This window comes from Bacillus altitudinis (genome assembly GCF_001191605.1).
Taxonomy (GTDB): Bacteria; Bacillota; Bacilli; order Bacillales; family Bacillaceae; genus Bacillus; species Bacillus altitudinis.
In genome coordinates, this window is sequence record NZ_CP009108.1 from 1,656,868 (window position 1) to 1,670,011 (window position 13,144).

At 42.5% G+C, this 13,144-nt stretch carries 14 protein-coding genes; 9 read left to right on the forward strand and 5 right to left on the reverse strand.

Annotated features, from left to right (window positions below; translation table 11 throughout):
- Nucleotides 1-16: 16 nt before the first annotated feature.
- From rfbF to ID12_RS08335, 5 genes are read left to right on the forward strand one after another with little or no spacing between them, the layout of a single operon-like run.
- The gene (gene rfbF, locus ID12_RS08315; RefSeq protein WP_019743935.1) at nucleotides 17-781 is read left to right on the forward strand and encodes a glucose-1-phosphate cytidylyltransferase; all 765 of its coding nucleotides are present in this window, start codon (nucleotides 17-19) and stop codon (nucleotides 779-781) included.
- A gap of 4 nt (nucleotides 782-785) precedes the next feature.
- A complete protein-coding gene (locus ID12_RS08320) occupies nucleotides 786-1,757 on the forward strand; it encodes a GDP-mannose 4,6-dehydratase (RefSeq protein WP_025092661.1) in 972 nt (323 codons plus the stop codon).
- A gap of 12 nt (nucleotides 1,758-1,769) precedes the next feature.
- Nucleotides 1,770-2,681 carry a putative nucleotide-diphospho-sugar transferase gene (locus ID12_RS08325; protein WP_035391402.1) on the forward strand — a complete coding sequence of 304 codons (912 nt, stop codon included), beginning with the start codon at nucleotides 1,770-1,772 and terminating at the stop codon, nucleotides 2,679-2,681.
- Nucleotides 2,678-3,868, forward strand: a complete 1,191-nt coding sequence (locus ID12_RS08330) for a glycosyltransferase family 2 protein (protein WP_050827041.1) — start codon at nucleotides 2,678-2,680, stop codon at nucleotides 3,866-3,868. The genes ID12_RS08325 and ID12_RS08330 overlap by 4 nt, the downstream gene beginning before the upstream one ends.
- Nucleotides 3,869-4,798 (forward strand): putative nucleotide-diphospho-sugar transferase, encoded by a 930-nt coding sequence (locus ID12_RS08335; RefSeq protein ID WP_007496806.1) that lies wholly within the window; start codon nucleotides 3,869-3,871, stop codon nucleotides 4,796-4,798.
- Between the two features lie 34 nt (nucleotides 4,799-4,832).
- Here the strand turns inward: ID12_RS08335 and ID12_RS08340 are convergent, their stop codons facing one another.
- On the reverse strand, nucleotides 4,833-6,071 hold the full coding sequence (locus ID12_RS08340) for an MFS transporter (protein WP_050827042.1): 1,239 nt from the start codon (nucleotides 6,069-6,071) through the stop codon (nucleotides 4,833-4,835).
- A 145-nt stretch (nucleotides 6,072-6,216) separates the two neighbouring features.
- Entirely contained in the window at nucleotides 6,217-8,256 is a 2,040-nt protein-coding gene (gene pbp4, locus ID12_RS08345) for a penicillin-binding protein PBP4(5) (protein WP_050827043.1), read from the reverse strand.
- Nucleotides 8,257-8,488: 232 nt separating this feature from the next.
- On the opposite strand from pbp4, the gene ID12_RS08350 reads away from it, so the two are divergent.
- Entirely contained in the window at nucleotides 8,489-9,919 is a 1,431-nt protein-coding gene (locus ID12_RS08350; protein ID WP_019743929.1) for an SLC13 family permease, read from the forward strand.
- Here the strand turns inward: ID12_RS08350 and ID12_RS08355 are convergent.
- On the reverse strand, nucleotides 9,851-10,255 hold the full coding sequence (locus tag ID12_RS08355) for a hypothetical protein (protein ID WP_050827044.1): 405 nt from the start codon (nucleotides 10,253-10,255) through the stop codon (nucleotides 9,851-9,853). The genes ID12_RS08350 and ID12_RS08355 overlap by 69 nt on opposite strands.
- 91 nt (nucleotides 10,256-10,346) lie before the next feature.
- Here ID12_RS08355 and ID12_RS08360 point away from each other — a divergent pair, with 91 nt between their 5' ends.
- Entirely contained in the window at nucleotides 10,347-10,574 is a 228-nt protein-coding gene (locus tag ID12_RS08360; RefSeq protein ID WP_050827045.1) for a hypothetical protein, read from the forward strand.
- On the opposite strand, the gene ID12_RS08365 is transcribed toward ID12_RS08360, so the two are convergent.
- Nucleotides 10,555-11,034 (reverse strand): Hsp20/alpha crystallin family protein, encoded by a 480-nt coding sequence (locus ID12_RS08365; RefSeq protein ID WP_008344182.1) that lies wholly within the window; start codon nucleotides 11,032-11,034, stop codon nucleotides 10,555-10,557. The two genes, ID12_RS08360 and ID12_RS08365, sit on opposite strands and share 20 nt — an antisense overlap.
- Nucleotides 11,035-11,099: 65 nt before the next feature.
- On the opposite strand from ID12_RS08365, the gene ID12_RS08370 reads away from it, so the two are divergent.
- Complete coding sequence (locus ID12_RS08370; RefSeq protein ID WP_008344180.1) at nucleotides 11,100-11,357, forward strand: hypothetical protein; 258 nt, start codon at nucleotides 11,100-11,102, stop codon at nucleotides 11,355-11,357.
- Between the two features lie 6 nt (nucleotides 11,358-11,363).
- On the forward strand, nucleotides 11,364-11,597 hold the full coding sequence (locus tag ID12_RS08375) for a hypothetical protein (protein ID WP_008344178.1): 234 nt from the start codon (nucleotides 11,364-11,366) through the stop codon (nucleotides 11,595-11,597).
- A 36-nt stretch (nucleotides 11,598-11,633) separates the two neighbouring features.
- Here the strand turns inward: ID12_RS08375 and ID12_RS08380 are convergent, their stop codons facing one another.
- Complete coding sequence (locus ID12_RS08380; RefSeq protein WP_008344176.1) at nucleotides 11,634-13,025, reverse strand: branched-chain amino acid transporter BcaP; 1,392 nt, start codon at nucleotides 13,023-13,025, stop codon at nucleotides 11,634-11,636.
- Nucleotides 13,026-13,144 lie beyond the last annotated feature (119 nt).

Consider the following 13,144-nt stretch of genomic DNA (forward strand, 5'->3'; position numbering starts at 1 on the left):
GAGATGAGGGGAGAAGATGAAAGCAGTCATTCTCTGCGGAGGAAAGGGAACGAGAATGAGTGAGGTCACACAAGCGCTTCCTAAACCACTTGCTATGATCGGAGATCGGCCTATTCTATGGCATATTATGAAAATCTATCAGTATTACGGTGTAGACGAGTTTATCTTATTGCTTGGATATAAAGGAGAGAAAATCAAAGAGTATTTTCTCAACTACGACTGGCGGCATCACAGCATGCAGCTGGATATGTCGACAGGGGAAATGAAGCTTTTAGGGAATTCGGAGAATTGGAAAATCACCTTTTTAGATACGGGTGAGAATACGATGACAGGCGGGCGGTTAAAGCAGGTACAGGATTATATTGGTGATGAGACATTTATGATGACGTACGGTGACGGACTTGCCAATATCAATATGTTTCATTTGCTCAAGCGCCATCAAGAGCTTGGAGCAGCTGCCACTGTCACAGGAATTGAAAAGAAATCACAGTACGGCACGCTGAAGGTGTATAACGGGATGGCACAATCCTTCTCTGAGAAGACAGACAGTATCGGGATGATCAATGGAGGATTTTTTGTGTTGTCTCCAAAGGTTTTTGATTATTTAACAGATGATGATCAGTGCGTCTTTGAAGCAGAGCCTCTTCAGAACTTGGCGAATGATGGCGAGCTTGCAGTCTATGAGCACCACGGATTTTGGACAGCAATTGATACGTATAAAAACTTGAAAGAAATCAACGGCATGTGGACTGAAGGAAAACAACCATGGAAGGTTTGGTGACAGCATGAGCGGATTTTGGAATGGGAAAAACGTATTTGTGACCGGGTGTACGGGATTGTTAGGGAGTTACCTCGTCAAGGAATTGATAGATCAAGGAGCAAACGTAACAGGGCTTGTACGTGATCAGGTGCCAAGATCGAACTTATATCAAGGCAGTCAATTTGAAAAGATGAATGTCGTCCAAGGCGCACTTGAGGACATGCAAACGATAGAACGTGCGTTAGGAGAATATGAGATTGATACGGTCTTTCATTTGGCCGCCCAAGCGATTGTTGGGGTCGCAAATCGTCACCCGGTCTCTACATTTGAAGCCAATATTTTAGGAACATGGAATGTGCTGGAGGCATGCAGAAGGCAGCCGCTTATCAAACGAGTGATTGTGGCATCGAGTGATAAAGCATACGGGGATCAAGAGCAGCTTCCTTATGATGAAGACATGCCGCTTAACGGCAAGCATCCATATGATGTGTCAAAAAGCTGTGCAGATTTAATTTCTCACACGTACTACAACACATATGGTCTTCCGGTTTGTATTACGCGCTGCGGTAATTTATATGGAGGCGGGGATTTGAATTTTAACCGAATCATTCCGCAAACCATCCAGCTTGTGTTAGAGGGAAAGGCGCCAGAAATTAGAAGTGACGGAACCTTTATCCGTGATTATTTCTATATTGAAGATGCGGTCAAGGCTTATTTACTGCTAGCTGAAAAAATGGAGGAAAAAGGGCTTGCAGGAGAAGCCTTTAATTTTAGTAATGAAATTCAGCTGACCGTGCTTGAGCTCGTTGATAAAATCTTAAAGGCGATGGGCAGTGAACTGAAGCCGCGTATTTTAAATCAAGGAACGCATGAGATTAAGCATCAATATTTATCAGCAGAAAAGGCGAGAAAGCTGCTTGATTGGAAGCCTGATTACTCCATTGATGAAGGGTTAGAAAAGACAATTGAATGGTATCGCGAATTCTTTCAAAAATAGAGGTGTATACAGATGAACAGCATATATTGTACGGTTCTATCAAGTGGAAGACTTTATCAAGCCATTGCGTTTTTCTTATCGTTGAAGCAAGTAGAAGATGATGCTGTCATCAAGACGTTATGTATGGATGATGCTGCATTTGATTTGCTTCATCAAATGAATTTCAAGCATGTCGATCTTGTTCATGTGCGTGAGCTTGAAACGCCGGAGCTTCTAGAGATCAAAAAGGAACGAAATGATTCGGAATATTGCTGGACATTAAAACCGATTTGGATTGAGTGGCTATTTAAGCAGGGCCAGGCGGAGGAAGTGACGTATCTTGATGCGGATTTGTTCTTTTATGAGCGTCCACAAGTGATTTTTCAAAATCAGCCTGATGCGTCTGTGCTGCTATCAAGAGGGGATATTGTCATTCCAAGCTTTGATCCAGAGGAAGTGAAGATGCTTCAGAAGCTTTTAGGGCGTTATAACTCAGGCTTCCTGCATTTTAAAGGAGATGAAGCCGGCCGAAAGTGCCTTAGCTGGTGGAAAGAAGAATGTCTAAAGGAATGCAAAAATGCGCCTGGAGAAGGAAAATTTGGCGATCAAGGGTATTTGGATCATATGCCGATGCTGTTTGAAAAAGTAGAAGATATTCAAACAAAGGGTGTGAATATTGGTCACTGGAATTATGGCCAGCATTCTTATCAGGAAGAGAATGGACGTATTTTGCTTGAGGATGGAAGCCCACTCATTTGCTATCATTTCAGTGGTTTTCGGATCTTAAGCAAAGATGATATGCAGCAAATCCATGAAAAAGGAAGAGATGATTTGCCATTTTTCCAAGAAGCCTATCGAGAAGTGCTGCGTCATGTGATTGAATCGGTAGAACAAGTCAATCCGATGTTTAACGGCTATGCCAAACTGGAGGAGGATGGCGCATGAATGAAAAGCCGAAGGTCAGCGTCATTATTCCGAGTTATAATGCGAAAGAGCGTTTAGAAGGGAGCCTCTTTTCCTTAACGCTTCAGGAAACCGATATTCCATTTGAGGTCATTGTTGCTGATAATGGGTCAACGGACGGCACGATGGAAATGCTCGAAAACATTGAGGTGAACTTTCCATTCAAAAAGGTGCGTATTCCTGTCAATCAAGGAATTGCCAAGGGGCGCAATCATGCCATTCGTGAGGCAGAGGGAGACCTCTTAATATTCCATGACAGCGATATGTTGGCAGAGCCCCAATTTATTCAAAAGCACGCAGAGGCACATGCTGATCATGAGGACCGTGTCATTTGCGGTGTATGCTGGAAGCGAATCTACCGTTATTTTTACACCGGTTTTGATAAAGATCATGTGAAACGATTAAAAAAACAAGGGCTGTATCAGCGGAAAATGAAAGACAAAACGTCTCTTGTGTCGATGGAGGAAATAAAAAACGGAGCATTTCTAGAGAGAAGCTTCGACTTGCAGTCCGAATTTATTGATATTCTGAAAGACATTTTAAACACGTACGACTATGATTTAAGTTCTTATCAATTGCCGTGGCGATTTTTTATCACAAATAACTCTTCCGTCAAGCGAAAGCATGTCATGGAACTAGGGATGTTTGATGAAAAAATCGTTCGATACGGGTTTGAGGATTATGATTTAGGCATTCGTCTGCATCAGCTTGGCCTCTCATTTGAGTTGCGTGAGGATATTTTAAGTGTGCATCAGGAACATCCAAGTAATTTAACGTCATTCGATGACATCAAATATAACATTTTGTATATGTGCGAGAAGTACAACAATATTGATTCGATTGATGTTCATTTGGCTTTCTCTGGTCCGTTTTCTCATACCGTGACAAATGATATCGTGAAAGACATTCGCCAGCTGCGTAAGAATGCAGCATATGATGATCTGCTTGCTTATTTTTTGGAGCTGCTTCATATGATCACAGAGCGGAATGTGGGCATTAAACGTGATCAAAAGGACGTGCTGACGGCAAAGCATTTCCCTTTGAAACAGCTGTCAGAGGCGGCCCAGCTTGCCAAGCAGGAACATGGATGCACGGTGCTGGTAGAAGCCATTCAAGGGCTCACAAAAGAGCTGCTGCATGTTGACTTGTTCCAAGTGGATGTGTTGTAGATGGCATCCTATCATTTCACAACCATTGTGTCGAATACCCATGTATTTAAGCTGCTGGCGCTGATTCATTCACTTGAGCAGACGGCTCAATCATACAAACTTTCTGTCTTATGTGCTGATCCTTTGGCTTACAAGGTGTTAAGTCAGTTTCCTCATCCACATGTCCAATATGAACAGCTTGAAGATGTGGAAGATGATTCGCTGCGAAAAGCAAAGGCGGATCGTACGTTCCATGAGTATTGCTGGACGCTTAAGCCTGCGTTTCTACTCAAAATTCTTGAGTCCTCTGATGCAGATTATCTCGCTCATTTGGATACGGATTTGTATTTTTATCATGATCCAGAGGCGATATTTGCAGAAAATCCACTCGCTCATGTATTTTTGACAGATCATATGAATTCCAAGCGATTCTATCGTTATTACGAGTTGTCTGGCCGCTTTAATACTGGGTTTGTAGGCTGTCGTAACACAGATATTGCCAAACAGGCAGTCACGCAGTGGAAAGAGAACTGCATTGCGCACTGTACAGTAGAAATGGATACGGAAAAAAAGACATATGGTGATCAGCGGTATGTTGAAAGATGGGTCGATGATTTTGAGGGTGTCCATGTGGTGGCATCTAAAGGTGCCAATGCAGCAATTTGGAATATTGAAAACTATAAGCTTTCCGTTGTGAAAGGAGATATGTATCTCGACGAATGTCCACTGCTGTTCTATCATTTTTCTGCCTTTACGATCATTGATGAAAAAAACTTTAATCTGAATTGGTATTACTATATGACAGAACACACTCTTGTGGATCATTTGTATATTCCGTATGCGGATTTGATTCATCTGAAAATTAAACAGGTGCAAAAGGTCTTTCCAGACTTTCAGCAGGGGTTTATTGCAAAGAAGCATGTTCCTGACACGCATTTTTATAAGATATGAAAAAACCGCTCATTTATTGAGCGGTTTTTACCTTTTATGATTCATTCCATTTCGCTATGGTCTGATCGCTTGGCAGTAAAAAGGCTAGGATGCCTAATATCGGTAAAAAGGCGACACCGATCATGGTAGGCGTTAAACCGACTGCATCAATTAATGAGCCGAGGGCAACGGATCCGATCGCTCCCATACCAAACGCAAGCCCAACAGTTAAACCAGACATTGTGCCAATTTTCCCGGGAAATAGTTCTTGGGCATAGACCACGGTGACAGAGAAGCTTGAAGTCAGAATGACCCCAATAAGTCCAAGTAAAACATAAGCAACAACCGGTCCGGCAAATGGGAGAAGTAGGGCAAGCGGAAAGGATGCTAATAAGGAAATTAAAATCACGGTTTTCTTGCCGAAGCGGTCTGCAAGCGGTCCGCCTAAAAATGTCCCAATCGCACCTAATATAAGAAATAAGAAAATATAAGTTTGTGATTCTTTAATCGTCAAACCATATTGTTCAATCGCATAAAACGCATAGAAATTCGAGATCGCATTTCCATACCAAGAACGTGCGAAAATAAGAAAGACGATAATGCCAAGTGCTGTGAGCGCTGATTTGCGGTGAAGTTCAGATCTTGCTGCTTTTGCAGGCGCTTTTTTCGCTTGTGCTCGAATGGTTTGAAGTCTTCCTGCGTACCATCTTGAAATATAAAGAAGGAAACCGACAGCAATCATTCCAACAATCGTAAACCAAGCCACACCTGGCTGACCGAGAGGGACGAGCATGAATGCAGCGATTAGCGGAGCAAAGGCTTGACCTGTATTTCCACCGACTTGATAGATGGATTGAGCAAGACCCCGTCTAGGACCAGCTGCCATGTTGGCAACCCGTGAGCCCTCTGGATGGAAAATCGCAGAGCCGAGTCCAATAAAGACGACGCACAGTAGGATGGTTGCAAATGATGGCGCAAACGCAAGGCCGAGAATGCCGACAGCACTTGAAAATAATGCGATAGGCAGTGCATAGGGCATCGGCCGTTTATCTGTGTACCACCCGATCGCAGGCTGCATGACAGAGGAGACCATATTTAATGTAAAGGCGATTAGCCCTAATTGAGTAAAGGTCAGCCCCATTGAGCGTTCTAAAATAGGGAACATGGCAGGAATCACGGCTTGCAATGTGTCGTTGAGCATATGGCAAATACCAATAATCAATAAAATAGGATAAACCGTTGAACCGGTGACCGCTTTTTGAGGTTTATTCTTTGTTTGAGCAGCAATAGCCAATGAGACTTCCTCCTTTCATTCAACTTGTTTCTTTTTTTCATTCTCCTCATTTTATTCATAAGGTGAACTATAAAACAATAGCAAATTGTCATGATTTAGAAAAAAAGAGACACATGCGCTTGATGGAGCGTGTGTCTCTAAAGGGTTATTTATAGAAAGAAGCGATGACAGGCTTCATTTTTTGAATGACAAGTCCACTGCCTCCACGGTTTTTCACACCTTCAATCATGCCGACGAGGACGTAATCTTCTTTTTTAGGATTAAACGCAAGTAAAAATCCATTTTCAGTACCGTCTGTCGCACCTTGTTTGCTCTTGAGTTCCGCTGTTCCCGTTTTAGCGGCTATATCAGCCCCTTTTATTTGCAACGAGTGAGCGGTTCCGTTTGAATTGGTGACGACTTGAGTCAGTGCGTCCTTCACCGTATTTGCAGTATCTTCTTTGATGATCTGTTTTGGTGATGCTGTTTTTTCATCCTGAATGACTCGAGGGTACACAAGCTTTCCTCCTGTTGCAAATGGAGAATAGGCATGTACTTGTTCAATTGGTGACATGAGTAATTCTCCTTGGCCATATGCTGAGTCGGCAAGTAAGATGTCTGATTTGATTCCGTCGTTAGACACTTGTGCCGGTTTCATTGTAAACGGCATGTTTAAATCATCACCAAACCCAAATGTTTTCACTTTTTTCTCGTAAGTATCTTTGCCGATTTCAAGGGCTTCCTGTCCAAAATAAATATTATCTGAGTACACGAGGGCATCGACCATATTGACTTGTTCTTTGTCATGAACCCGTGTAATGCGATAATTTCCCCAAGATTGATCCTTCTGCCATTTCAGTCCATGAATGGTGCGTACTTTATTAGGTTTTGTGACACCTGTTTCCAGTCCAATCGCTGCTGTAATGGTTTTGAAAGTAGATCCTGGTGCATATCTGCTCGCATATCGAGCTTGGAATGGGAGATCAGGATTTTCACTGTATGCTTGATATTGTTTAGGCGTGATCCCGTTGGTCATTAAATTGACATCGTAAGAAGGGGTGCTAACAAGCGCTAATAAATCACCTGATGATGGGTTCATAATGGTGACAGCCCCTTTTTCACCTTTCAGCTGTTGATAGGCTTTTTTCTGTAAAGATGCATCAATGGTCAGCTTGACTGTTTTTCCGTCTTTTCGGTCTGTTTTTTGTAATGTTTCTTCAATACCTGTTTCATCATGGATAATGAGGATGCTTCCGCCATCTTGTCCTCTTAAGTTCTTGTCAAATGTGAATTCAAGGCCGGTTTTGCCGATGATTTGATCCGCCTTTAAAGCTGGATTTCTTTTGATATCATCCGCATTTGCTTTTCCCACATAGCCTGTCAGATGGGCAGCGGCTTCGTTATATGGATAGTAGCGCATTTCCTTCGTTTGATAGGTGACGCCATTTATGTCTTTTGGAATCGGCTTTTGCTCTAACATAGACTTTAGCGGGACAAATGTGTCATCTGTAACCCATGCTTGTTTCAGCTGATTTTGAATCAGCTCTTCATCTATATCAAAAGCGCTGCTGATTTTTTTGATGTTGCTTTCTTTTTCCGTGCCTGTCCCGAGTTTTCCAGGGATGATGCCAAGTGCGTGTCCACCAGTTGTTTCGGCTAACGTGCGCCCTTTTCGATCTACAATATTTCCGCGTACCGCAGGATCCGTTGTCACTTTGATGGTGTCACCCGTTTCCATTTGCGGGAAGATGAGATTTGGTTTCCAGTCTACTTTCCACTCGTTATCCTCTTCGGAGAGAACGCCCTTGTAAGAGAGTTTGTTCAGTTTTCCAAGTGACGTTTTCATCGTGACTTCATAGGTGAATTGATACCCATTTCCTTTGTCCTGTTTTTCTACGTTGACGTTTGAGACGTTTAGATCACTTGCACCAATGCCGCTAAAGATCTTATCGTATTTTTCGGCAAGTTGTTTTTTAGAAAAGTCACTGGCTTTCAGAGAGCCACTTGTGACCTCATCTGCCAGTTTCGTGAATTCTTTTTTCTCCAGATGTTTCGTAAAGGATTCAGCGGCTTTCAGCGCCTCTTTTTCTTTTGAGAAAAGCGTTTCTTTTAAGAAAAAGAGAGCAGCAGCAATCGCGATGATGCTAAGAAGGGGAATGATGACTTTTTTCTGTTTCCAAAATGATTTTCGTTGATCTGTATACAATGAAAACACCTCAATTTTTGATTAGATCCTCTATAGTTTACAGTTACTGTGTAGGATTTGTATAGTTTCTCCTATGAAAATAGACCAAGACATGAAGTGGAAATATGAATTAAGACACAGTTGCTGCTGAAGAATCTCTTCATTTTTTCTTATGATTTAAAGGATTTTTTATGTGATCATAGAATGTGAAAAATTAGAAAAATTTTAAAAGCGTTTTCATGAAGGGGGAATTGTGATCGTTTATAAAAAAGTGAATCTAACTGGACTTGTTCTTGGACCGATCTTCTTTTTGCTTATTTTTTTGCTCATTCCAGAAAGTGAATTGACCTATGCAGCGAGAGTGGTACTTGGCATCACAGCATGGACTGCGACATGGTGGGTCACAGAAGCTTTGCCTATACCGGCTACCTCTTTATTGCCCATCATCCTTTTGCCAACACTTGGCGGGCTATCGATGGAGCAAACATCAAGAGCTTATGGAGACCCGATTGTTTTTATGTACATGGGCGGATTTATGATTGCCATTGCCATTGAAAAATGGAATTTACATAGAAGAATGGCCTTACATATTTTAAACATCATTGGCACAAGAAGTGACCGCATTGTATTAGGGGTTATGATGGCAACGGCTTTTCTATCTATGTGGATTTCAAATGCAGCCACAGCACTGATGATGCTGCCTGTAGCACTGGCTGTGATTAAAGAGGTGAAGGCGAACGATATTTTGTCAGGTGCATCTCTTGACCGATTCAGTAAAAGCATCCTATTATCGGTCGCTTATTCAGCCTCTATTGGCGGACTGGCGACACTCGTTGGGTCTGTACCAAATGCTGTTTTTGCGGCGATGTCAAAAAAGCTGTTAGATCGAGAAATTATGTTTTTTGAATGGTTTTTGTTTGGTTTTCCGGTGGCGGCTGTTCTGCTCATTCTCTTATTTCTGTATTTGACCAAGATACAGTTTAAGGTAGAGCACACAGGGGAAATGGGAGCAGCGTTTATACGGAAGGGTTTAGAGGATTTAGGCAAAATGAAACAAGAAGAAAAATGGGTTTTTGCTATTTTTCTTATGACGGCTTTTTTATGGATTTTTAAAATCTTTTTGTTTGGCGGGCTTCCTGTCTCGGATACGTCGATCGCAATTTTTGGGGCGATGCTGTTATTTCTCATTCCAGCGACAAATGGAGAGAGAATACTAGAATGGCAGGATATGAAGCAGTTGCCATGGGGGCTTTTGCTTTTGTTTGGAGGCGGGCTTTCGCTCGCTACAGGATTTGCGGAAACGAATCTAACAGGATGGATCGGGGAAAATTTACAGCATTTAAATGGGCTGTCTTACCTCATGCTGCTAATTATTTTAACGGCTTCAATTTTATTTATGACCGAAATTATGTCTAATACAGCAGTTGCGAACATGATCATTCCAATTACAGTAGGGCTTGGACTTGCAATTGGCATGGAGCCGTATGGCTTAATGGCTGCGGCTGCGTTAGCTTCCTCATGTGCATTTATGCTGCCAATCTCCACACCGCCAAATGCGGCTGTCTTTAGTGCAGATGTGCTGAAAATATCTGATATGGTCAAGGCTGGCTTTTGGCTAAATGTGATCAGTATTGTAGCGATTGTGCTTGCGGTTTATTTCTGGCTTCCGGTCGTGCTGAGATGAAGACTTTGATCGAATGGAGACTTTTGGTGTTTTTGTTTCTTTTGGCTTCGGTACTGAAGCTGCCTTTTTGAGGTGCGGGTCCTTTGGCGTGTAATAGGTGGCTCCAATGTTGAGTCTGCCTTTAAGCTGATCAATGGAAAGCTCACCAAACTCTAAATGGTAGTCAATTTTGTCCACATGCAGTGATTCAATGTGAATGTGCGTATCCTCAGAGACAGGCGGAGCAGGTGCAGACATTTTCTGCTCAAGAGCGGTGAGTCTTTTTTCCAGCTCGACGACAGAGGGGGATGGACTGGCTTCGGTTTTTTTTAAGAGTGAGTGAATGAAATGTTTCAAGTGGACCACAACCTTTTCTTTCGCCTTGCTCTAGTCTATGGAAAAGCTGCCCGGTATATACTTATAGAGATACATGAAAGGGGAGAAGGGCATGCTGCCTACACGCATTCAGATTACCCATATGAAGACGAATACGATTGGTACAGGGTCCTCGATGACATTCGGCTCAACGATCGTACGAAATCACTGCTCGACGATCAAAAGAAACAATGGTTTTGGTGAACAAAATGCCGATAGAGTGATCACGATCTTGCCGATTGAAACGATTGATGATCGTGATCTAATAGACGCAGTCAGTATCAATATTCGTCATCTATGATTATCGCAGTTGCTTTTCCTTCATCCTTTTGCAGGCGAATGTATAGCACGCCGTCTTTAAAGGCCGCATTCATTTGACCAAGAATCATATCTGGGAGCCGAATTTTTCTTTCAAACGGACCATACTTTCCTTGTTTTTGGCGAAAATCCTGTTCGTTAAAAAAGGAAAAACGCTGTCCTTTCACAACCAAATATTCACCATATGAAAGCACCTGAACATCTTCCTTCCGGTAGCCAGGCAGATAAATTAAGTACTGAAATTCAGTAGGGGTTTCCACAATGTCGACTGGTGGAAACGATGCATCTGTTCCTCGCTGATCTTGCTGCGAGAATGTAAATGGAGACGGACCATTTGCCATAAAGGGAGATCTTTGCTCATCATCGAATATCATTTTCCAAAAATCATCTCCATGCATTTGCTGGGCAATGTCCATCCACTGCTTCATTTTTTCGAAGTCCATGTGAAGACCTCCTGTTAACATACTTGATGGGTGCTCGCATATACCTATAAAAAGGAGGTTTATCTGTGGTTCAACCAACTCCGTATATCAATATTAATATTTTCATGTTAAAAATTAATTCCTTTGAAAATGCGTCGGCGGTGAATGTCGGACAAAATTTGTTAGCAGAGTGGCAAAACTCAGATAAAAAAAATCAGGGGTACGGACAGAATTTTGGAGATGCTAGCGGTTTTGTCGGAACAAAGAGCCATGTAGATGATCGAGATCAAGTGGACTCACCTGCCTCTTTTTCGCCAGCAGCTAAACCTATTCCAAGGAAGTGATGTGTGATGTTATTCTCACCCTCAGTCGTCAATGTCGGTGCTTTTAAAATCAATGCAATGGATCGGGGGGCATCACTGACGCTAGGGCCTTATCAGCAGATCGATTATTTTCTCTCGATGAAATTGAACCAAGGTTTTGGTGAGGACAATGGAGATTGTTCACCGCTTGTCATTCCGATTTCAAGCGTACTCGATCCAGATATGGTGGACTCGAATTCAGTGAAAAACAGTGTGATTTAAACAAAAAAAGAGACCGGGATTCCCCGTGTCTCTTTTCTATTGTGTTTGATTCAGATGGCTTTTGCGTCTTGCGTAGGTAAAATACACAACGACACCAATGGCTACCCAGATGAGGAAGGCTCGCCATGTCTCCCATTTCAGTGTGGCAGCCAAGATCATACAAATGACCGCACTAATGATGGGAAGAACAGGAACAAAGGGTACTTTAAACGCTGTTTTCATATTCGGATGTTTTTTCCGGAGTATGATCACAGCGATCGAGATCACCGTAAAGGCCGCAAGTGTACCGATGCTGACTAAATTAGCAAGTGTTGATAAGTTGACGAAACCAACGATACATGCCGCAACAGCGCCTGTCAGCCAAGTGTTGGCAACCGGTGTCTTCGATTTTGGATGAACGTTTGAAAAGATTTTTGGCATGAGTCCATCTCGGCTCATGGCAAAGGTTAAACGAACCTGAGCGTAGACAAGTGCAATTAACACGGTCGTAATCCCAATAATAGCACCTGCCGATATAATACCAGCGACACTATTCAGTCCAACCACTTGTAAAGCAAAAGCGACAGGGTCACTGACATTCAGTTTCGTATAGTGAACCATGCCGGTTAAGACAAAGGATACCCCGATGTATAAAATTGTACAAACACCGAGCGCGCCAATAATTCCGATTGGCATCGCTTTTTGCGGGTTTTTGACTTCTTCTGATGCATTAGCGATTGCATCAAATCCAAGGTAAGCAAAAAAGACAGTTGCCGCTCCAGCAATCACGCCATGGAAGCCCATTGGCATAAAAGGTGTCCAATTTTCAGGTTTAACGTAAGCAAAGCCTGAAATGATAAAGAGGAGGACAATGGCAATTTTGATGAGCACAATGATGTTATTCAGCTTCGTGCTCTCTTTTACGCCTCTTGAGACAATAAAGGTAATGAGTAAAATAATGAGTGCGCCTGGCAGGTTGAAGATGGCCCCATCAGCGGCTCCGGGTGCAGCCGATAAAGCCTTCGGTATGTGCAGACCAAATCCACTGAGCAGTGATTGAAAATAGGATGACCATCCGCTTGCCACAGCAGAGAGCGCAACAACATATTCAAGCATTAAATCCCAGCCCATTAAAAAGGCGAGGAATTCTCCAAGTGTTGCGTAAGAATACGTATAGACACTTCCTGACACTGGAATGGACGAGGAAAATTCAGCATAGCAAAAAGCAGCAAGGGCGCATGCGATCGCAGCCAAAATAAAAGATATAATAATCGCAGGTCCCGCATCTTTCGCAGCCGCAACCCCCGTTATCACAAAAATTCCAGTCCCGACCACACAGCCAATGCCAAGCAAGATTAAATCAAATGTATTCAAAGAACGGCTCAGCCGCTTCGTTTGACTTTCAAGCATGAGCTGGTCGAGAGACTTTTTTCTAAATAAAGAACTCATGTTGACCTCCTAATGGATAAATCTTTTCGTAAGACGAATGTTAGTATATGCGTAAATGACAATTTAGTCAATTGGTTGAAAAACGCTTTAAATCACTAAAGTGTTAAATGTCACAAAAG

What these genes read in the sequence shown, in the direction of transcription:
- rfbF (WP_019743935.1), top strand. Translation starts at nt 17, where the DNA reads ATGAAAGCAGTCATTCTCTGCGGAGGAAAGGGAACGAGAATGAGTGAG.
- ID12_RS08320 (WP_025092661.1), top strand. Translation starts at nt 786, where the DNA reads ATGAGCGGATTTTGGAATGGGAAAAACGTATTTGTGACCGGGTGTACG.
- ID12_RS08325 (WP_035391402.1), top strand. Translation starts at nt 1,770, where the DNA reads ATGAACAGCATATATTGTACGGTTCTATCAAGTGGAAGACTTTATCAA.
- ID12_RS08330 (WP_050827041.1), top strand. Translation starts at nt 2,678, where the DNA reads ATGAATGAAAAGCCGAAGGTCAGCGTCATTATTCCGAGTTATAATGCG.
- ID12_RS08335 (WP_007496806.1), top strand. Translation starts at nt 3,869, where the DNA reads ATGGCATCCTATCATTTCACAACCATTGTGTCGAATACCCATGTATTT.
- ID12_RS08360 (WP_050827045.1), top strand. Translation starts at nt 10,347, where the DNA reads ATGCTGCCTACACGCATTCAGATTACCCATATGAAGACGAATACGATT.
- ID12_RS08365 (WP_008344182.1), bottom strand. Translation starts at nt 11,034, where the DNA reads ATGGACTTCGAAAAAATGAAGCAGTGGATGGACATTGCCCAGCAAATG.
- ID12_RS08375 (WP_008344178.1), top strand. Translation starts at nt 11,364, where the DNA reads ATGTTATTCTCACCCTCAGTCGTCAATGTCGGTGCTTTTAAAATCAAT.
- ID12_RS08380 (WP_008344176.1), bottom strand. Translation starts at nt 13,025, where the DNA reads ATGAGTTCTTTATTTAGAAAAAAGTCTCTCGACCAGCTCATGCTTGAA.